This is a genomic window from Xanthomonas sp. NCPPB 3174 (assembly GCF_056725205.1).
Genome location: NZ_CM161517.1, coordinates 4827393 through 4847768 on the forward strand (window position 1 = coordinate 4827393; position 20376 = coordinate 4847768).

Annotated in this window: 12 protein-coding genes; 2 read left to right on the forward strand and 10 right to left on the reverse strand. The window is 62.9% G+C overall.

Annotated features, from left to right (window positions below; all coding sequences use genetic code 11):
- The first annotated feature begins 99 nt into the window (after positions 1–99).
- Both AC1PK7_RS20820 and AC1PK7_RS20825 read left to right on the forward strand, forming a co-directional pair.
- Positions 100–2526 (forward strand): AAA family ATPase, encoded by a 2427-nt coding sequence (locus AC1PK7_RS20820; RefSeq protein WP_481099372.1) that lies wholly within the window; start codon positions 100–102, stop codon positions 2524–2526.
- Between the two features lie 214 nt (positions 2527–2740).
- Positions 2741–3286, forward strand: a complete 546-nt coding sequence (locus tag AC1PK7_RS20825) for a gluconokinase (protein ID WP_481099373.1) — start codon at positions 2741–2743, stop codon at positions 3284–3286.
- A 158-nt stretch (positions 3287–3444) separates the two neighbouring features.
- Here the strand turns inward: AC1PK7_RS20825 and AC1PK7_RS20830 are convergent, their stop codons facing one another.
- The 10 genes from AC1PK7_RS20830 to AC1PK7_RS20875 all read right to left on the reverse strand — a co-directional run bounded on the left by AC1PK7_RS20830 (position 3445) and on the right by AC1PK7_RS20875 (position 20291).
- The gene (locus AC1PK7_RS20830; protein WP_048492074.1) at positions 3445–3678 is read right to left on the reverse strand and encodes a DUF378 domain-containing protein; all 234 of its coding nucleotides are present in this window, start codon (positions 3676–3678) and stop codon (positions 3445–3447) included.
- Positions 3679–4309: 631 nt separating this feature from the next.
- A complete protein-coding gene (locus AC1PK7_RS20835; RefSeq protein ID WP_481099374.1) occupies positions 4310–4924 on the reverse strand; it encodes a DNA-3-methyladenine glycosylase in 615 nt (204 codons plus the stop codon).
- Between the two features lie 337 nt (positions 4925–5261).
- On the reverse strand, positions 5262–7409 hold the full coding sequence (locus tag AC1PK7_RS20840) for a S46 family peptidase (protein WP_481099375.1): 2148 nt from the start codon (positions 7407–7409) through the stop codon (positions 5262–5264).
- 273 nt (positions 7410–7682) lie between these two features.
- Positions 7683–8120, reverse strand: a complete 438-nt coding sequence (locus AC1PK7_RS20845) for a hypothetical protein (protein WP_481099376.1) — start codon at positions 8118–8120, stop codon at positions 7683–7685.
- Between the two features lie 23 nt (positions 8121–8143).
- Entirely contained in the window at positions 8144–9046 is a 903-nt protein-coding gene (locus AC1PK7_RS20850; protein WP_481099377.1) for an RHS repeat domain-containing protein, read from the reverse strand.
- Positions 9047–9189: 143 nt separating this feature from the next.
- Positions 9190–9426 carry a hypothetical protein gene (locus AC1PK7_RS20855; protein WP_481099378.1) on the reverse strand — a complete coding sequence of 79 codons (237 nt, stop codon included), beginning with the start codon at positions 9424–9426 and terminating at the stop codon, positions 9190–9192.
- 136 nt (positions 9427–9562) lie between these two features.
- Complete coding sequence (locus tag AC1PK7_RS20860; RefSeq protein WP_420008331.1) at positions 9563–9880, reverse strand: hypothetical protein; 318 nt, start codon at positions 9878–9880, stop codon at positions 9563–9565.
- Positions 9881–9943: 63 nt separating this feature from the next.
- Complete coding sequence (locus AC1PK7_RS20865) at positions 9944–14095, reverse strand: RHS repeat domain-containing protein (protein ID WP_481099379.1); 4152 nt, start codon at positions 14093–14095, stop codon at positions 9944–9946.
- Positions 14096–14673: 578 nt separating this feature from the next.
- On the reverse strand, positions 14674–18513 hold the full coding sequence (locus tag AC1PK7_RS20870) for a translocation/assembly module TamB domain-containing protein (RefSeq protein ID WP_481099380.1): 3840 nt from the start codon (positions 18511–18513) through the stop codon (positions 14674–14676).
- A complete protein-coding gene (locus AC1PK7_RS20875; protein WP_481099381.1) occupies positions 18510–20291 on the reverse strand; it encodes an autotransporter assembly complex protein TamA in 1782 nt (593 codons plus the stop codon). Before AC1PK7_RS20875 ends, AC1PK7_RS20870 begins: the two co-directional genes overlap by 4 nt.
- Positions 20292–20376: the final 85 nt, after the last annotated feature.

Here is a 20376-nt window from a genome sequence, read left to right on the forward strand (position 1 = left end):
GTCCAGCAAGGGCAACATCCAACCTGCCGCCACCCAAGGCAGCCCCGCCGGCGCTCGGGCTAAGATGCGCGCGGTGACTACCTGCGCCCGCTCCCGCTGATGTCCGGCATCCCGGCCGCCGTGCCGACGCCCCCACCGTCGCTGCAACAGCAGACGCAGCGCCTGCTCGCGCAGGTGCAGCAGGCGCAGTCGCGCCAGGCGCAGGCCGATGCGGATATCGAGCGGCATCTGCCGGCCGTGGAGCAGGCGGCGGCGGCAATCCGACACCGCTTCACCGCGCACGCCAGGCGGGCGGCGCGGACGGCGGTACGGCGCGAGCGTCGCCGCGCCTGGGGACCGGCGTTGCTGCTGCGGCCGCTGCTGCCGGACTGGCGCTGGCGCGCGGCCTTGATCGGCATGGTGGTGCTGGTCCTGCCGTGGACGAGCGCACACTGGCTGGGCGAGACGCGCAGCTTCCTCGTCTGGTGGCGCCAGATCGGCCTGCACGGCGATGGCGGCCTGTTGCTGCAAAGCCTGCTGCCCTCGTTGCTGGCGTACGGTCTGCTGGTCGCCGCCGGTGCGCAGTTGCTGGCGTGGCACCACAGTCATGCCGAACGGCGCGCACTGCAGGCGTTCGCACGCCTGCCGCTGGCGCTGGTGCAGGTGGCCGATGCCGCGCAGCACGATCCCGGGTCGACCTATCCGGTGACCCGTGCGCCCTGGCCGCAGCGCGCCCTGCACGGGCGCTGGTCGATTCCCGCCACGCATGGCGATCTGTCCGGTGCGCGGCTGCTGGCCTTGCACGACGGCAGCGAGGACCCGCGGCTGCAGGCGCTGATCATGCTGCCCGATGCCCGCCATGCAGCGGCCCTGATCCTCCTCGACGCCGACTTGGCCACCGACGCTGCGCCGTCGCTGCAATCGCTGGCGCTGGCACTGGCCGAAGACGCCGCCATCGATGTCGCGCCGATCGCCGCACTGCACGACCACGTGCAGGCCTGGGAGGTCGCGCGCGGCCAGCAACGCGCGCTGCAGCAGCGGCTGCAGAGCCTGGATGCGGTGCAACGGCACTGGGCCGACGTCGCCCTGCCCGACGCCACGCTCGACCAGATCCTGAAACTGGTGGACCTGTTCGTGTCCGGGCGCCAGCCGGCGCCGAAAGGCATGCTCCTGCACGGGCCGCCGGGTACCGGCAAGACCCTGATCGCGCGCAAGCTCGCGCGTCATGCCGGCTGTCATTTCGAGGCGCTGGGCGTGGCCGACCTGAAGGCCGCGCACGTCGGCCACACCGGCCCCAAGGTGCAGGCGATCTGGCAGCGCTGCCGCGAGCATGCACCGGCGATCCTGTTCATCGACGAATGCGAAAGCGTGTTCGCACGCCGCGGCGGCGCCGACAGCGACAGCTTCGGCGCCGAACTGGTGCAGACCTTTCTCGCCGAATGGGACGGCTTTCATGCCGCGCACGGCCAAGTGCTGGTGATCGGCGCGACCAACCGCCCGGCGCTGCTGGACGACGCGATCCTGTCGCGCTTCACCGCCAGCATCGCCATCGGCCTGCCCGACGCCGCGGCGCGCGCCCGCATCCTCGGCGCCGAGCTGCAGCGTGCCGGTTTCGCCCTGGCGCCGGACGCGCAGGTGATCGCCGACAGCACCGGCCTCTCCGGTCGCGACCTGCACACGCTGGTCGCGCGCGTCGCAGCCGAGTGCGTGGACGGCACGCTGGACAACGCCACCCTGCTCGCGCACCTGCGCGCGCTGCGTGGCAAAGGCTCCACCGCCGTCGCCACGCTCGGCTGGGACGACATCGTGCTGCCGACCGCCACGGTCGAGGAGTTCGTCGGCCTGGGCAAGGAACTGCGCAATGCCGAGACCCTGGCCACGCTCGGCGTGCCAGTGCCGCGCGGGATCCTGATGGTCGGCCCGCCGGGCACCGGCAAGACCCAGGTCGCACGCATCCTCGCCAGCCAATCGGGCCTGGCCTTCATCGCCCTGAGCAGCGCCGACCTCAAGGCCGGCTACCTCGGCCAGTCCGGCCAGCGCGTGCAGGCCGCGTTCGAGCGCGCGCGGGCGCAGGCGCCGTGCATCGTGTTCGTCGACGAACTGGACATCGTCGTGCCGGCGCGCGGTGCCGACGGCGACGACGCGTATACCCGCGAAATCGTCGGCCAACTGCTGCAGGAACTGGACGGCGTCGCCAGCCATGCGGGCCAGGTATTCCTGCTGGCCGCCAGCAACCATGCCACTGCGATCGACCCGGCGCTGCTGTCGCGGCTGGACCGGCAGATCACCATCGCCCTGCCCGACCACGCGGCGCGGACCGCCATCGTCGCGCGCCTGCTACGCGGCAAACCGCTGGATCTCGACGCCGACGCCGCGGCGGCCTGGGTCGCCGAGCGCAGCGACGGCCAGTCCGGCCGCGACCTGCACAACTGGATCAGCCGCGCCATGCGTCGCGCCGTTCGCCGCACCTTGCAGCACAGCGACGATGCGTCCGGCACGCGACTGCAGTGGGACGACCTGGTCGAAACGGCGAACGCGACGATGTAGAGGCCTCGCGGGAAGATGCAAGCGCGGGGTGCGGAACCAGGAGTGCCGGCTGGAGTCCCTGTGGGAGGGGCTTCAGCCCCGACGCCAGGATCCACACAGAACCCAGTTACCACGGCGCACATCTCAACAACAGCGCAAGACCCAGTACAAAGCGCTGACGTCCACACAACGCCCACGCTGGCATCATGCGAGCGACCCCACGGGACCGCAGTACGTGACCCACACCCCCTCATCCCCGCCGCCACGCGCTGAAGCCATCGTCGTGATGGGCGTATCCGGCAGCGGCAAGACCAGCGTCGCCCAGGCACTGGCCGCGCACTACGGACTCACCTTCCTGGACGCCGACGACTTCCACAGCGCCGCCGCCAAGGCGCAGATGGCGCACGGCATTCCGCTCAGCGACGCACAGCGCGCGCCCTGGGTCGCGGCCCTGGCGCAGCGCCTGCGCGCGTCGGTCGATGCCGGGCAGAGCGTCGTGCTCGCCTTTTCCGGCCTGCGCAAGGCGCACCGGCAGCAATTGCGCGACACCGGCGTGCCGATGCGTTTCGTGTTCCTGCACGCGGCCGCGCACGTGATCGCCGAACGCCTGGCCGCGCGCCATGGCCATTTCATGCCGCCGGCGCTGCTGCAGAGCCAACTCGACACGCTGGAACTTCCACTGGACGAGGCAGACGTGATCTCGGTGGACGTGGACGCACCGTTCGCCACGGTCGTGGCCGATGCCGTCGCGCAACTGGATGCTACCGTCGCGATCGCCTAGTCTGCGTCGTACCGACGCCACCTCAGCAGCGTAGCCGATGCCGGTTGCGATGGTGCCGTAGGATCGGACGCACCAGACAACGCCACCACGCGGCCACGCACAGCCACGGCAATCCCGACACCGCCGCATCGGGATCGCGCGCACCAGCCGCCTGCAACTCAGCGATGCGGCGCATGCTCGGCATGCCGCACCGGCTCATGGCGATTGGTGAACAACGGGACCAGTTGCCACAGCGCCGAGAGACCGACCAGCGCATAGACCACGCGCGACAGCGGCGCGTCCTGGCCGCCGAACAGCGCCGCGACCAGGTCGAACTGGAAAAGACCCACGAGCCCCCAGTTGAGCCCACCGACAATCAACAGAACCAGGGTGACGATGTTGAGCACTTTCATGGTGGCATCTCGGCTTGGGGAGAGGCTGCAGCCTGAGTCGCGCTGCATTCCCGTGATGCGAGTGCGGTGTGTGTGCGGCATGAATGCGTGCAATGCGCTGCTAATGCGTGGTCGGCGAATGCTGCATGCACTGTGCTGTGGCGGTGGCCGCGTGGACTCTTTCCAGTTTGAGTGAGTAGGGATGATGCCTGCTGCTGTGGGCACTGCTCTTCCCCAATCCGTGAATCGTCCTGGTCGGGGCGCATCGTCTTGGCACCAATGAGACAGCGCGTCGGGACTGAAGTCCCTCCCACAATGGCATGCCAGCTAGCCGTCACGCTGCGCTTCGCAAGCCACTTCGCTACGTCCAACGCCTACTGACAGGATGCGTCTCGCGACGATTCCCAGCACAGTGGCGCCGCGCGGAACCTAGCTCGTTTTTTGAGTGTTGCGGGTAGCACCACACAAGCATCCAACCGCTTTTCGTAGGAGCGGCTTCAGCCGCGACGAAAAAGAAGGAGATGCCTCAGCCGCGCTCCCGCATTCGACCGAAGCGGCTTCCCTCACGAGGCATGCACTGCGATTAGCTACGGCGACCGGCAAGGCGCTGATTTCGTGCAACTTGCAGAGCGACGATGCCCAACGCGCCGCACTACCCACGGCGCCTCGCCCGACCCACCACGAAGCGCGACACGTTCGGCTCGTCGGGCACATGCCAGCGCCACGGCGCGTCCATCGCCTTGCTGATGCCGATCCGTGTGGTGACGACTGGCGCAGCAGGCGGCGGCGTTCCGTCCTGCCCCAGCCACAGGCGCGACCGCCGCGGGGTCAGGTCCAGCCCGTTGTCCGCGCCCGTCACGCCCAGCGCCTTGGCCAGGCGCCCCGGCCCACGGGTGAGATCGGCGGCGCGCACCGCACCGCGGGCCAACTGCATCGCCTCGATCCCGGCCACCGGCGCCAGGGCGCGGATCAGCACCGCATGCCCCGGCGCGCCACCGCACACCGCATTGAGCGCCCAATGCATGCCGTAGATGAAGTACACGTACAGATGTCCGGGCGGGCCGAACATCACCCGCGTGCGCGGGGTCATGCCACGGAACGAGTGCGCCGCCGGATCCTCTGCACCGCAGTAGGCTTCCACCTCGACAATGCGCCCGCAGCGACCGTCGGCAGCGATGAGCAGCTTGTTCAACAGTTCCGGCGCCACCACGCGCGCATCGCGCGCATAGAACACGCGTGGCAGTGGCGTAGCGGCTAGAGGTTCCATCGGGTCAGTCTAAGCGCTGCATCGCAGTGGCGGAGTGAGCCGCGGCCGGCGCGGCCCACACCCATGACGTCGGTCTCCCGACAGCGGCGCATGATGCTCATTGTGGGAGGGACTTCAGTCCCGACGCATGAAGGTGTCCGGTATCGGGATCGTCTTTCTAATCTCCGACGGCACAATGCATCGAGGTGAGCGCTGACGGCTCACTCTTCCGAAGCAGCGGCGGACGGTGCCGCCGCCGCACGAGCGCGCAGGGCGCAGGGCGCAGGGCGCAGGGCGCAGGGCATGCGCTATTTCGCTAGAGACAATGTCAAGCGACATACGTCCCAACCCGCCCCACTCACTCCTGCGGAACGTTCAACTCCTTCAGCAGTTGCGGCGCCGGATACACCTTGGCCATCAACCAGCGCAGATAGCGCATGTCCACATGGATGGCGCGTTTGTAGCGCGGGTCGTACCACCAACTGGCGCTGACCGCCTCCCAGTTGCTGTCGAAGTTCAACCCGATCAACTCGCCGCGTGCATTGAGCACCGGCGAGCCGGAGTTGCCGCCGGTGGTGTCCAGGTTGGTCAGGAAGTTTACCGGCTGCGTCTTCGACTGCGGATCGACCGTGCTGCCGAAATCGCCCTTGGCGATCGCCGCCAGCAGCGGCTTGGGCGCATCGAACGGTTCCTTGCCGGTGTTCTTCTCGACGATGCCGGCCACCGTGGTCAGCGGCGCGAAGCTGACCGCATCGCGCGGCGCCAGCGGCTCGACGCGGCCATAGCTGATCCGCAGCGTACTGTTGGCATCCGGATACACCGCACGGCCCTGCTGCTTGCGCCAGGCGAACAGCGCACGCATGTAGGCCGGGCGCAGCCGCAACTGCTCGCCCTCGCGCGCCTTGCGCTCGTCGTCCAGCCGCAGCTGCGCCGGCACCAGCGTGGCGGCCAGCGTCAGTAATGGATCGGCCGCAGGCGCCTTGCCCTCGCGCGCGGCGGCGAAGCGCGACAGGCGCTCGGCCTCGGTGCCCAGCGCTGTGCCAGCGTAGGCCTTGTCCAGCGCCGCCTGCAGTTGCGCCGGGGTCCGCCCGAACGCCGCATCGAACTCCGGTACCCGCTGGGCATCCGGCAGTTGCTGGTAGCGGGTCAAGAGCGTCGTCAGCAGCGCCGTCTCCACGGTCGGCGAATAGCGCCGCTGCACCTGCTTGAGCATGCCCTCGATCAACGCCAGATCGCGCTGCTGATAGCCGCTCTCGCGCCGATCGTCCGGCTTGGCCGCTTCTAGTCGCAGCCGTTCCAGGGTCAGCGCCGAACGCAGCGCCTGGGTCTGCGTGGCGATCAAGCCCAGCAGCAGATCGCGCTCGCGCAGCGCCGACGCTTGGTCGAGCAGTTTCTGCAGCGCCGCGATGTCGCGCGCATCGCTGCCGCGGGTCGCGGCAAGCATGCCGCGCTCGTCCTCCGCACGCAGCCGCACCGCATCGCTGCGCTGCAGCCCTTCCAGTTCGCCGGCGGCGCGCTTGCGGTTGTTCTTCAGCGACTGCAGCTGCGACGCGTAGCGCGTGCGCGCTTCCGCGTCGGCCTTGCCCGATGCTTCGATCACCCCGATCAACTGATCCAGTACCGCTACCCGCTGCGGCAGCGTCGCCTCCACCTGCTCGGCGAACTCGGCCGCCGTACGATGACGGTAGGTGATGCCGGGATAGCCGGCCAGCATCGCGAAGTCGCCGGCCTTCGGCCCATCGGTGGCGATTTGCAGATGCGCCGGCGGCTGGTAGGGCACGTTATCGGCGCTGTAGTCCGCCGGCTTGCCGTCCTTGCCCACGTACGCGCGCAGCAAGGTGAAATCGCCGCTGTGGCGCGGCCACATGAAGTTGTCGATCTCGTCGCCGTAGTTGCCGATCGCCCGCGGCGGCGCATACACCAGGCGCACGTCGCGCAGTTCCAGCTGGCGAATCCGGTAGAAATCGGTGCCGTAGTACATGTTGGCCACGCTGCAGCGCACCCCGGCCTCGCGCTCGCAGTCGGCAACGATACGCTTGCTCGCCGCATCCACCGCATCGTAGTAGGCGCGCCCGGTCTTGCCCTTGGCCGACCCCAGCACCTGATCGGTGACCTTGTCGAAGCCCACCGTCACCAGCACCCGGAAGTCAGGATTGGCCGCCCGCTCGTCGGCGCGATCCCGCGCGATGAACCCGTCCTCGATCAGGTTCTCCTTCGCCGAGGTGTTGTATTGGATCACCCCGTAGGCGACATGGTGATTGGTCAACAACAACCCATCCCCGGACACGAACGACCCAGTGCCGCCCCCGACCTTCACCACCGCACTCAACGGCTGCTGGGTTACCTCGGCAAGCGTCTGTGGATCGCCCTGGAAGCCTGCTTCGCGAAGCGGCTTGGCCAGCTCCGGCATCTGCGCTGGCATCCACATGCCTTCGTCGGCTTGGGCGGTGGCGATGAGGGCGAGGATTAGGGCGAGAGAGGTGGCAAGGGAGTTGGGCAAGGGCATGCGGAAGTCGAGGTAAAGAACGTAACCACGACCTTAGCGGGCCGATGCGGTGGCAGCAACCAAGACGCCGATCCATTCATCGATGGATGTGATCTTCACCAGAGATCCAAAATGCTCCCAACAAAGAACTAGCGTAGGGTCAGCTCGCTTTTCTGTGGCCCTATACACAGATGCCTGCTATTGACTAAGTGAGTCTGACGCCATTAACCCGTGAAATTAGATATAACCGAAAAATTCACCTCAATGCACCTGAGACAAAATTCAGCATCTATCTTACCGCCTCTTTCCATCGGCAGCAACAGCCAAAAATCTTTCAATCTCCGAAAGCGCATTAGGATCCATTCGACATATCCCCTCACCTGGATCGACGTAAAATGCCACAGATGATGCCACAAATGTCCTGACTAAATTTCCTTTATTGTATTCAAAAACAGCTAAATGTGCGTCCACGTGGTCGCGTGACTTTTGACTTATCGGCTCACACGCCATTCGTGTAATGCCCATAATTTTGATTCCCTCGTCTCCTTGCTTGCTTAGTCTGAACCTAGTCTGCGCCTTATCCTTTAGATCTGACAAAGAATAACTTACCAAAGAAGTTTCATTGAAATCTCTATACACAACTTCAATATAATCCAGATTCTCTTTTTTTATAGCTTCAATAGGTTCAGACCGTTGACATCCTGACAACATGGCAAAAAGGATAGTCAACATTAAAAATCGTTGGTAACTAGTTCTCATGGGTGACATTCTTTTGTTGGGCAAGTATACTTTTCTATCCTACCGCCATGGCTATTCCTATCACCTTCGCCCAGTATTTTTGCTGCAGGCCGTTCATATCCTTCAATGACGTTTCTTTCTTCTTGGTTTTGATATTGTCCGTCATATGTGTGGCTATCACGTAAAAAACTAGCTTCATCGTACAATCGATTGGATACATGCTCAAACTCATGCGCCAACCCAAGAGCTGGGGAAAGATATCCCCTTCCATTTCCTGAAGCATTCGGAAAGCTGATTCCGCCCAGATCTGCCCAGGTTACGGTCATCCCATCTTTCGAAACAGATGTGTATTTCGCGTCAGTGCGGTCTGGTGCAGCTCTCAAAGTAATGGTTTTCTCGCTTTTCCACGCGTCTGCGATAGGCCCGGCGAGATTATTTTTGTTAAGATACTGAACAGCATTTGCAAAATTTCTAAGGAACTCCGGTGGAGATCCATCTTCGAATTTTATGACTCTACCATCGGGATCTTTATACTTATAAGGGTTGCCAGCAGCATAATTATATCTTGCCCAATTCCAGGCAGTGCTCACATCTACCGCGACTGGATCAACCGATAAAAACCGAGCCACCGAAGGATCGAAATATCGTTGCTGCATGTATGTCAGTCCGGTCGCTACATCCATGACGTGCCCCGTATAGCCAGGACCATCCTTCAGCGGACGACTCAACAAGCTTCCGTAAGGCTCATACTCGCTGCGCTCGATAATATTCCCATTTTTATCTGTCGTCAGCACAACCGAGCCCAGTCCATCCGTATGGACATACCGAACCGTCTGAGCCGTGGCGCCGAAGGCGACGAGCAATGAAAGGGCGACAGCCATCAGGCGCATTACCATACGAATCCCCTGGAAATTTGACATCACTCGTCCTTGCGAGTTGGACCATAGATACGCGATGTAGAATCGACTTTCTCATAGAAGTCGGATCGACAACGCTTTCCCTAGCAACATCAAGGTGCAACGTACCCAGCGAAATCTACGGTGCAGACTTCGCCGGAGCAGGCTTACTTCAAGTAGACCTCGACAATGTCGCAGTGCTTGGTCTGCACATCGATCTTTCGTTTGTTCACCAACGCCGTCATCAAGACGGCCAGCAATGCCTTGCCACCAGGTTGGTCTTCTTGAAAATGCAGCACGGCATTTCCGGTGGCCTTGCACTCTGCTGGCGTGTCTGACAGCCACACAAAATGGTCAGCATGGGCCTGATAAGTGCCCAATTGTACGACGTCGACGTTCTGCATCGACTCGTTTGCCGATACTGACCCACTCAGGCTGGCAAGCAGCAACAACGTTGCCCATGTCGTTCTCATAGCTCTTTGTTCTCTTCCGTTAATTGCTGGGCTTTCCAGATGGCTGGCTCGCTTGCGTCCTACCCAGTCAATCAACCATGTAGATGAACTTTCCGGTGCACGACGTATCGTTGTCGTCCATGATCAAGGTCACGCGCTTCCCACTGACGAATGCCGACATCAACATCGCGTAGATCGCCTTGGTGTTCTCCTGATCCTTTGCCCAATAGACCGGCTTTCCGGCGGGGCACGTGGCGTTTCCCTCGCTCAAGAGGAAAGGAATCTGGTTTGGCATGTATGTCGCCTCGATCTGCGTCACCTTGCCCGTAATGATCTGCAAGGCACTGGCCGAATCGCTGTAAGACATCCAGAACAGCGCACATCCCAACATCAAGATCCAACGCATAAAGTCCACCCATAAGAAATTAAAGATTAGGTTGCGGGTGCTGCTCTTCCGGCACTGCACCCCTCAACCGTTCAAAAGCAGCTGATACAGCAACGGCACGATATCCACCGCAGGCCGCTGGTCATGCGTCACGTTCGAAGCCACAGTGCAGTTTCCATCCGCTGTGCACGCAGTCACGCGGTACGAATAGGTCCCTGCCGGCCTAGCCAGTGAGGTCCAGTTGCCCTGGCTGCCGTCGTACACCGAGGTCCAGGTGAGGCCATCCACGCTCTCTTCCACCACATAGCGGGTCGCGCCAGAGACAGGGTTCCAGTTCACGTAGTCTTTGACCGAAGCGAGTTGCCCCAGCGGCCAATCGACTTCGGCGACCAGGCTGCCACCCAGCAGGATGTAGTCGGTGGAATTGGACTGGCGCTGGTTCTTCTGGAAACGCAATGCCCCGGACTGGTCGTACAGCGAGCCGATGTTGCCGGCGCTCTGCAGCGCCAGCGTCCGGCGGCCATTGCCGTCGTAACGATAGGTCTCCTTGCCGGTCGCCTGGCGCAGGCGATTGCCGTAGTCGAACACGAAGGCCTGGCCGTTCTTGTTGCTGAGGTTGCCTTGCGGGTCGTAGCTCATGCCGATCACCGTGCTGCCGCCGCAACTGCCGGTCTTGACGTTGGTGAGCTGCCAGGAGGCGTCATAGCAGTAGTAGTGATCCCGACCCGGCGCCACCACGTGAGTCAGGTTGTCCAACACGTCGTAGCTGTAGGTCGCAACGCTGAACATCGGGGACTCGGCCCTGACCAAGCGATCCAGACCGTCATAGACCATGTTGCGATTGCCACGGCCGCCCCGCCCGGTGGCGCCGTCGCTGATGCTGGCCACGTTGCCGTTGACGTCATACTTGTAGCTATCGCTGAGGAACGCGACGCCGTTATAGGCATCCTGGCTGGTGTCGGGCAGTTGGCGCGCATTCTGCGTCAGGGTATGGACAATACCGTTGCCGTAGGTGAACTGCTTGATCGCGCCATTCGGGTAGTAGCTTACGCCGGTGGCGTAGCTGCCCGCCTGGGTCGGCTGGCCCAGGGCATTGGGCGCGTAATCCACCGTCTGCCCGGACGGATAGCGATGCGCTGCCAGATGACCATCGGCGTTATAGCCGTAGCCTATCGCCCAGGTTTCGCCATCGGCCTGGCCCTGGCTTTCGGCGATCAGCAGGCGCCTCTTGTTGTAAGCGTAGCTGTTGTAGATGGCGATCCCGTTGTTAAGCGTGGTGATCTGCTTGACCGCGCCATCGGGCCAATAGCTCCAGGCCTGGTTGCCATTGCCATCAGGGAAGCTCAGCGCCTTGATTCGGTTGCGCGCATCGTAGCTGCGATCGACCCGGCGGCCTGAGGCAAAAGCGGCATCCGCATCGCAGGACGTGCTGCTGGGCAAGGAGAGGCCCGAAGCGCTCCACACCAGATTGCCAGCAGCGTCGTAGCCGTTTGCGGTGGCGCCGGTTTCCGGCTCCACCGTCTTGCACAGCTGCTGATAGCCGTCGTAGACATAGCTGCGGGTCACCGAGACAGTGCCATTGGCGTCGCGGCGGCGGATGGACAAAGGCTTGCCGAAGATGTTGCGGTTGATATCGGTGTAAGCGCCTTCCGGATGCTGGATCCAGATCGGTGCGCTGTAATCGGGCTTGTCGAAGACCTGATAGCCGGTCACCGTCTGATTGCCGCGCGGATCGGTGACACGAGTCTGATTGCCCTGCAAATACTCCGTCAGCGTTGTGAGCAATCCCTGCTCTGAATCCTGTGACACCGACACGGCACGACCCAATGCATCATAGGTTGTCCATTTACCGGCGGTCAGGTTATCTGACGAACCCGCATAGGAGGCGAAGATCTCCCTGCCATTCTGATCGTAAGCGAAGCGCTGGAACCGCTGTGTCGCGGCCGCACCGGCGTCGTATTCGAGCGTGACAATCGGACGCCAGAATGCATCGAAGTAGGTCTCCTTGCGCGCATTGCCTGTCGACACGGTTTGCTTCCAGTGACCTGGAGCAAGACCGTATTCCGTTGCATTGACTTGTGAGAGCGACAATGCGGTGGCGTTCCATGCCACATTGTCGCCAGAAGCATAGCCAATGTTCACTAGCCGACCGAGAGGATCGTAACTGTAGTTAGTGACATATCCATTTTCATCGGTGATAGAACTGATCCAGCCGCTATCATTAACAGCTGCAGTCCGGCTTACCCCATCGGCATAGGTAACCACTTGGGGAATACCCCGCTTCCAATTTTCGTATCTTGTCACATGGTCAGCACCATCTTTTGAAGTCTTTAGTACACCAAGCTGGCCAGATGTGGAATTATCATATGTGAAGATACGCTCTAGCTTTCCAAACTTCCGCACGGTTGTGGGCATCGCGTCGGAATTGTATTCAATTGAACTAACAACCATCCCATCCACGGAAGTGGTAGCTGGCTGGCTTATCACCCATTTTGCCAAATCATCATAGTATGTAAGACTTTCTGAGCGGCTTGCCCACGGGCTGTACTCTGTTAGAGCTGTGGGCCTGGCCAAATAGTCAAAACTTCTTACATTTTTATTATAATCCACATTGTCTTGGTTTATCGACGTATTGGCAATCGGCGTAATTCTGTTTTGTCGGTCGCTCCTCGTATTCACCCAAAACCCGAATTCATTTGGATACAAGTCATTCGAGTCATGTTTTTTGTATGTGTATGCTTCGGTGCGGAGCACAGCCCCGTTGGCCGTCATAATCTCCCTTTTAAGTAGGCGCCCCTCAAGATCCATATATTTTATGCCATAGGTATAGACGTCTATACCTTCAGGGCCAGTTACTTTTACAGACCGAGTCGTGACACAACCAGCGGAGCACTCGTTTTGCCAACTTCCCTCTGCCCTTCCGTAATCGAACCCCCACTTATACCCAGGCAGTCCCGGGCCAGTTATTTTCTTTTCTTTCAATCCAACTACAGCGTAGTACCTAGGGTAGACTGCAAACTCCACGCTTCCACTTCCAACGAGTGTCATGCAGCTTTTAGGAACCCCGGCTCTAGCCAGCATATTTACAGAAAAAGAGAATTCACCTATAGCGCCTGATGGGTGCTCAATTTTGGCGGTAGCATCAACCGCACCAGATGATTGTGCCGTGGCGTCACATGTGGCAATCGCTTGAGTATAGGGCTCGAGCTGCACGTTCGCGGCTGTGGCCATATCGTATTTCCACGTGCTGCCGTCAGGCAAAATAACTTGCGACATCATGCTGTTACCATAGCTATTATTAACATAGCTATAAGTCCAGGACCTTGATCCATCTGTGATACTAGAGACATGTCCCTGAGCATCGTAATTTAAGGACAATCGACGCCCATCATTTGCTTCAATAGAAACAAGCCGCATCGGATTTGCGGCGTCATAAGTATAAACGACCCAATTGCCAAAGCGATCTTCCACTCGAGTGGGGTATATAAAAACTTCAACGCGCGGCAGCGGGCGTTGCTGACCCTTCAGAATGCTAGTATCTCGAGTAATGATATGGTTGAACCAATATTTATGCCCATTTGGGGCATGAGCCAAAAAAGCTTCTCCAGGCACTCCGTTTTCAGTGGATGGAAGGCAACTAAAAAACCAATTATTTTTAGAGCCCCACGTGTAGGTTAAACCATCTTTTGGGCCATACTTTTCAGCATAGCTTCTTACATCGACCATCTCCACGTCGCCTTCACCTGGAAGATGTAACTGATTTCCAGACCAATAATCTTCTGCAGGATAAATGGAATTAAGATCAACTGCAATTTCCGGCGGGGCTTCAGGCACTGAACACCGCAAATTTCGTTGGTCTTGTGTATAGCCAGATACTTGCCAACCACCGGACCTAGCAAATACACCCGTGAGATAAGGAATATCTAGATCCCAGTCTGCGAATGGCCCCTTATTAAGGTAATTTCCTCTTTTTTTGACCTCAAAGCGCCTGCCAATTTGGACGGGTATGTTTGAGTTGCCCGATAGCGAAATGTCGACTACAGCAAACTCAGTAGCCCCTGTGTACAGATTTGTTTTGTCGCCAAACAAATCCGCGCCATATACGTTGGGTTGTTGGGCGCCTTTGATATAGTTGCCGTATTCGGCATTCATCTCAACCGTGCTTTGGGCCATGACTTGGCTTGATAGCAAGTAAAGAAAACTAAAAACAAAAACGCTTGTGGCTTTGATTTCCATCTCACCCTCTGCAATAATTTTCGAATAATCCCGGCTTTAGCCGTCCGCGAATCTTTGGATTAGCGGGTGCAGGTACCAACCTCACAGGTTTATAACTGCTATTCGTCAGTACCAAATCAAAACGAGTTGGGGTGTCAGTCACGCCGCATTTGCGCGCAGCCGGAGGAAAGTTGACACGTATCCATTGAGCAATCTTGAGACGAGCTTTCAGGTGACCAATAGTAAGACGCCAGCATGAAATAGGCTCTGCAGGCAAATGGCCAACCTCTAAATGTCGTTCGAACCGGACACGTCCCGGACGGACGCCAGTATCGGCCAAATAGAGCACTGGGAAGCAATCGAGAAGAGCTTTTAAAGTCTGTGACAGGCAAGTCGGTGCCGACGCGACAATCCATGTTTCCCCCTGGTTTCAGTATCGTGCCCTGGGGATCACGGCGCGCAGGCATGTCGGCGCGCAGCGCTGCCGAAATGCTGCACCTCTACCGCAGTCTGGATCCCCGGCGGAACTGTGATAGAACGCACCAGAGGCTGTCAAGGAGATTTTGCGGTTGCAGCATGCGCCGTGCTCGAACGGCGCACTACTTCTCCTTCCGCCAATTCACCGACCCACGGTTCTCCACCGTGCTCGATTCCACCTCGGCGTCGAAGCCGCGGCCCAGCAGATATTTCAGCGTCAAGACCGAGCCGCTGCCGATCAGCGACACGCCGTAGCTGACGTAGAGTTTCGGCGAGAGGTATTTGCCGAAGCCCACCACCGAGCCGCCGAGGGTGCGCGACTGGCTGACGCCGGCGTCGTCGAAGCCGAGCCTGGCGCCGAGTTGCGAGGCGAGCAGGCCGCTGCCGGCCGACAGCGCGCTGGCCGCGGCAGTGACCTGGTCGGCCTCGGCGCTGCTGGTGTTGCTGAGGCTGCGGCCCAGCACCAGGTAGGACATCGCTTCGGATTGCGACATCGACGGGTCCGACCACACGTCCGCATGCGGGGCGGTGGCGCGGCCGGTGACGTCGATGCCGGCGGTGACGTCGCCGACCTGGCGCTGCGCGCGGATGTTGATGCGCGGGTCGGAGACGATGTTGTTGCTCCAGGTGAGCTGGCCGCGGGTGATGGTCAGGTCCTGGCCGTACGCCTTGTACTTGCCGCTGACGTCCAGCCCGCCGGTGGCGGTGGTTTCGCGGCCCGGCCGCGAGCGCACCTGCATGGCGCCGGTCAGCGCGCCCTTGAGGCCGAAGCCGGCCATCTTGACCTGGTCGCCCAGGGTCACACGCAGGTCCATCTCCAGCGGCGAGGTCGGCGTGGCCTCGGGGTCGGCCGGATCCAGCACCACCACGTCCTCGGACAGCGAGGTGCCGCGGTCCAGCCGTTCCAGGTCGATGTCGGCCGAGGGCACGGTGACCTGGCCGCTCAGCATCATGGTCTTGTTGGCGATGCCGAACTGCAGGTCGGGATTGGCCACCGCGCGCAGTTCGGCTGTGTTGGAGACCAGCACGTTGGTACCGCGGATGTTCAACTGCAGCGGCGTGCGGTCGCCGTACCAGGACAGCCCGCCATTGACGTTGAGCGTGCCCTCGCCGGACTTCACCGAGGCAACGATGCGCGCCGAGCCGTCCGGCTGCGCGTCGAAGCGGCCCTTGCCCTCGCTCAGGGTCAGGCCCAGCGCCGGCAGTTCGCCGGTGAAGTTGCTCAACGTGGCGTCGCCGCCCATCGCCGGCTGCGAGCGGGTGCCGCGCAGGCTGACGTGGCCTTCGACCAGGCCCTTGGGCCGGACCAGATCGGGCGAGAACAGCTCCAGCCAGTACAGCCGCGCCATGTTCATGTAGATCTCGCCATTCAAAGGCGCGTACGCGTCCCAGCCGGTGTCGACGGTGGCGTCGACGAAGCCGTCGCCCTGGAAGCCGATGCCGAGCTTGGAATGGATGTGCTGGGCGCTGAAATCGGTGACGAAACTGAACTGGTCGTAGCGCAGCAGTTCGCCGCGGGCGTTGTCGCCCAGGCGCAGGCCGCCTTCGCGCGAGGCAAGGCGCAGCGAACCCTGCCAGGCGTTGCCGGCCGGCTTGAAGCTGCCGTCGATGGACAGGTCGCCGCGCAGGTACATCTTGCGGCCGTTGCTGGGCGGCAGCCACGGCTGCACCAGCGCCAGCGGCAGGGCGTCGCCGCGCAGGGTCAGGCCCTGCTTCGGCCAGTCGGCGGACACGCACAACGCGCCGCCGCTGCCCGGCGCCAGGCAGCTCTCGGACAGGCTGAAGGCGCTGCCGGCCACGCTGAAATTGGCCGCCTGCCGCAGTTGCCACGGTTCGCCCTTGGCCGGGGCGATGCGCAGCGTGTTCAGGGCGCCCTGCCAACGTGCGCCATCGCGGCGCACCTGCCCGGCCAGGGCCAATGCGCCCATGTCGTTCTCGGTCTTGGCGTCGAGTTGCAGATTCTCGACCGCGCCGCGCGCATCCACGCTCAGTGTCTGCAGCAACACGCCGGCATTGATCGCACTGCCGCGCAGGGCGAGTTCGCCGCCGTTGCCGCGCCAGGGCAGGCGCCCGCGCAGGCTGAGGCTGTCGGCGCTGTAGCTGTCCCACTTCAGGCCGCTGCCGGAGAGGTCGGCGGTGAGGTCGGGCGCGTCGCGGCGGCCCTTGAGCTGCACGCTGCCGCGCAGGCTGCCGGCGCCGCCGGGCAGCAGGTCGGCCAGTTGCAGCGGCTGCAGTTGCGCGTCCACGTCGAACTGGTCGCCGACCTTGCCCTGCGCCTGCAGGCGGCTGTCGCCCAGGCTCAGTTGCAGCTTGCCTTCGCCCTGGCTGCCCTGCAGGGCGAGCTTGGCGTTGGCGTCGAGCGCGCGGCTGCGCAGGCGTCCGTTCAAGCGCGGGATGTCGAGCGTGGCCTGGTAGCCGGCGGCGCTGCCATCCGGCCGCGCCGGCAACTGCTTGCCCTGCGAGGCGAAGGTGCCGGACAGCTTGCCGTCCCAGCCCGGTGCGAAGTAGCCGGGGTCGAAGCCGGCCAGCGTGCCTTGCACGTCCCAGTTCAACTCCGGCACCCAGGCCACGTTGCCGCCCAGGTCGAGGGTGCCGCTGGGCATGGTCGCGCGCACCTGCTTCAGTTGTGCCTGACGATCGTCGCCGCGCACGTCCAGTTGCAGGTTGGCACTGTCCTTGCCGCGGGCGACGGTGGCCTCGCCGTAGGTGGCCCATTGCTTGAGCGTGCCGGCCACGCCCAGGTTGGCCTCGACCAGCTTGATCGGCACCGCCGGTGCGTCCGGGGTGGACGGATCCGGCGCGGTGGCAAAGCTCATGCCGCTGGCGTTGACCGCAAAGCGCAGCTGCGCATTGTCCGGGTCGCGCAGATCGGCGGTGCCGCGCAGACGTAGTTGCCCGTCGAACGCGCGCAGCTGCAGCGGCGCCACGGTGAGCACCTGGTTGTCCAGGCTCAGGTGCGAGGGATCGAGTACCAGCTTCTGTCCGTCGCGCGACAGTTCGCCCTGCAGATCGGCGTTACCGCCCTTGCCCTTGGCATGCAGGTCGAAGGCCAGCGGCACGGACGCCGGCGCATCGTCGGCCGGCGGCACCAGCAGCGACGGATCCAGCGCCTTGCTGCTGGCGGCGAATTCCCACACCGGATCGTTGCGGCCGGTGAACACCAGCGTGGCGCGCAGCGGCGCCGGTGCGTTACCGGCAATGGCCACTTCCATCTTGTCCAGGTCGCCGCGCGCGACCAGGCCTAGGCGCGCCGGGGTGCGACCGCGTGCGGCAGGCAGCACCACGCTGGCGGTGAGGTCGGCGGTGTAGTCCTGGCCCGGCAGGTAATCGCCGTTGACGCGGAAATCGCCGCGGTCGCTGTTCACCACCACCTGGGTGGCGCGGAACTCGCCGTTAGCCACTTCCACGCCGCCGCGCAGCGTGCGGATGTCGATCATCGGCTGCTGCGCCTGGGTGATGCGCAGCCCGTCGATGGCGATGCGGTCGGCCTGCAGCGCCAGCGGCACTTCGATCTGCGGCAACGACTGCGGCCAGCGCGGCAGTTCGAACGGTTCGTCGCTCTTGGCCAGGTTGAGCGTGGCGTTGGTCAGTTCCAGCGCATCCAGTTGCAGCTTGCGCCCGAGCAGGGGGCGGATGTCCGGATCCAGGTAGGCGCGCTCGGCGGTGAAGTGGATTTCGTTGTAGCGGAAATCCAGGTTGTGCAGGATCAGCGGCCCGGCCAGCGGCCCTTCGGCGCGCTCCCAGGTGAGCGTGGAGCCGGCCGGCAGCCGCGCCACCACCTGCGCCAGCAGCACGTCGCGCCCGGCCACGGTCTGCAGCAGCCAGTACAGCGCGATCGCCGCCAGCAGTACCAGGCCGGCCACGGTCAGCGCCGAGCCCCACCAGAAGCGCTTGCGCCGGTAGAAGCGCGGGCGCCGGGGTGGCGGCGTGGCGGGCGACGTCGGCTCGATCGGCGCGCTCACAGATTGGCTCCGATGTTGAGATAGAGCTGGAACTGCGAGTCGGGATCGTTCAAGCCGTGGGCGATGTCCACCCGCACCGGGCCGACCGGCGAGCGCCAGCGCAGGCCGAAGCCGACGCCAGTGTGCCAGTCCGGCGTGTCGTCGAAGGCGCTGCCGCTGTCGACGAACACCGCGCCGCCCCACGGCCCGCCCTTGAAGTAGTGCTCGTACTCGGCGCTGCCGGTGAGCACGTGCTTGGCGCCGAGCGCGAAGCGGTCCGGCCGCGCCGTGCGCGGGCCGACCTCGCGGAAGGCATAACCGCGGATGCTGTTGTCGCCGCCGGCGAAGAAACGCAGGCTCGGCGGCATCGCCACCAGCGCGTCGGTCCAGGTGCTGCCGGCTTCGCCGCGCAGGATCAGGCGGTCGTTGTCGCCGATGCCGTGGAACCAGTTCACCCGCATGTGCGCCTGTACGAAGCTGGCGTCGGACCCCACACCCTCGGCGCCGCCGCGCAGGCTGATGTTGCCGCTGAAGCCCTTGCGCGGGAACACCTTGTCGTCGACGCCGACGTAATCGGCCTCGATCTGCGGATAGAACAGCGTCGAGGTCTGGTACAGCGCGCCGTCGAACACCTCGTCGGTGGCGTAGCGCCAGCGTTCGCGCAGCGCGTTGATCGAGGCGATCGCGGTCCAGTGCTCGTTGATCTGGCCGCTGCGGCTGCCGGTGAGCTTGACGTTGCGCAGGTCGATGTAGTCGGTCTGCTCGTCGTAGACGCGCAGCGAGGTGGTGTACCAACCGTCGAGCCAGCGGAACGCCGGGATCCGGTAGCTGGTGATGAAGCTCTTGCGCTTCTGCGCGTAATCCAGCTGCGTGCTGAGCTTGTGCCCGCGCGCGTTGACGTAGCGGCGGTCCACGCCCAGGCGCACACCGGCGCCGCTCTCGCTGCCGTAGCTGAGGCCGGCGGTGTAGATGCTGCGCTTGGCGCGGGTGAGGTTGACGTCCACCGGCACGTCGCCGTTGGCGTCGGCTTCTTCCGGCTTGGGCTGGATGTCGATGACGCTGAAGTAGTCGAGCTTGACCAGCGACTCGCGCAGGCGGTCGAGCTTGCCTTCGTGGTAGTAGCTGCCTTCCTTCCAGTACACCAGCGGATCGAACAGCTTCTGGTTGAAGTAGTCCTGATGGAAGCGGATCGGGCCCATGTTGTAGCGGCGGCCGCTGTCCCAGCTCAGGTCGATGTCGGCGGCGTGGTCGGCGCGGGTCACCTCGACCTTGCGCTGGGTGAAGTCGGCATCGAAGTAGCCGCGCTCGGCCAGGCGCCGGGTGATGGTGACCTTGCTGGTCTCGTAGACGCTGCTGACGAAGACGTCGCCCTGGCGCGGGCGGAAGTTCTTCAGGTCCTCGCCCAGGTAGCGGTCGTCCTCGGCCGGGCCGGTGATGCCCACATGAAAGTTGCGCACCCGCACCGGCTCGCCCTTGTTCACGTGCACCACCACGGTCAGCTTGTCGTCCTGGCGTGGCGCGTCGACGGTGATCTTGGGAGTGAAGTAGCCGAACGGCTCCAGCGCCTGCCGGGTCTGGCTTTCGGCCTGGCTCAGCAGATACTCCAGGCGCGACTCGCCCTGGTCCTTGCCGATGGCGTCGTATAGCGACAGCGAGACCTGGATGTTCTCGATCATCGCCGCGTCCTCGTCCTTGTTCAGGCCCTGGATCTGCACCTTTTCGATGACGCCGCGCGCCTCGGCGAGGCCGGCCAGGGAGAGCAGGGACAGGAAGGTGGCGAGACGGGGGATGGGTCGCATGGGCGTCAGAATACCGGCACCCCATGTGAAGCTGTTAACTAGACGTTTGTTACATGTGACCGGGATGTCGGGTGCGGCGGCCTTT

Bases quoted from the DNA above. Each gene is read 5' to 3' on its own strand.
- AC1PK7_RS20820 (WP_481099372.1), top strand. From the start codon at position 100: ATGTCCGGCATCCCGGCCGCCGTGCCGACGCCCCCACCGTCGCTGCAA.
- AC1PK7_RS20830 (WP_048492074.1), bottom strand. From the start codon at position 3,678: ATGAAAGTGCTCAACATCGTCACCCTGGTTCTGTTGATTGTCGGTGGG.
- AC1PK7_RS20835 (WP_481099374.1), bottom strand. From the start codon at position 4,924: ATGGAACCTCTAGCCGCTACGCCACTGCCACGCGTGTTCTATGCGCGC.
- AC1PK7_RS20840 (WP_481099375.1), bottom strand. From the start codon at position 7,409: ATGCCCTTGCCCAACTCCCTTGCCACCTCTCTCGCCCTAATCCTCGCC.
- AC1PK7_RS20845 (WP_481099376.1), bottom strand. From the start codon at position 8,120: ATGTTGACTATCCTTTTTGCCATGTTGTCAGGATGTCAACGGTCTGAA.
- AC1PK7_RS20850 (WP_481099377.1), bottom strand. From the start codon at position 9,046: ATGTCAAATTTCCAGGGGATTCGTATGGTAATGCGCCTGATGGCTGTC.
- AC1PK7_RS20855 (WP_481099378.1), bottom strand. From the start codon at position 9,426: ATGCAGAACGTCGACGTCGTACAATTGGGCACTTATCAGGCCCATGCT.
- AC1PK7_RS20860 (WP_420008331.1), bottom strand. From the start codon at position 9,880: ATGCGTTGGATCTTGATGTTGGGATGTGCGCTGTTCTGGATGTCTTAC.
- AC1PK7_RS20865 (WP_481099379.1), bottom strand. From the start codon at position 14,095: ATGGAAATCAAAGCCACAAGCGTTTTTGTTTTTAGTTTTCTTTACTTG.
- AC1PK7_RS20875 (WP_481099381.1), bottom strand. From the start codon at position 20,291: ATGCGACCCATCCCCCGTCTCGCCACCTTCCTGTCCCTGCTCTCCCTG.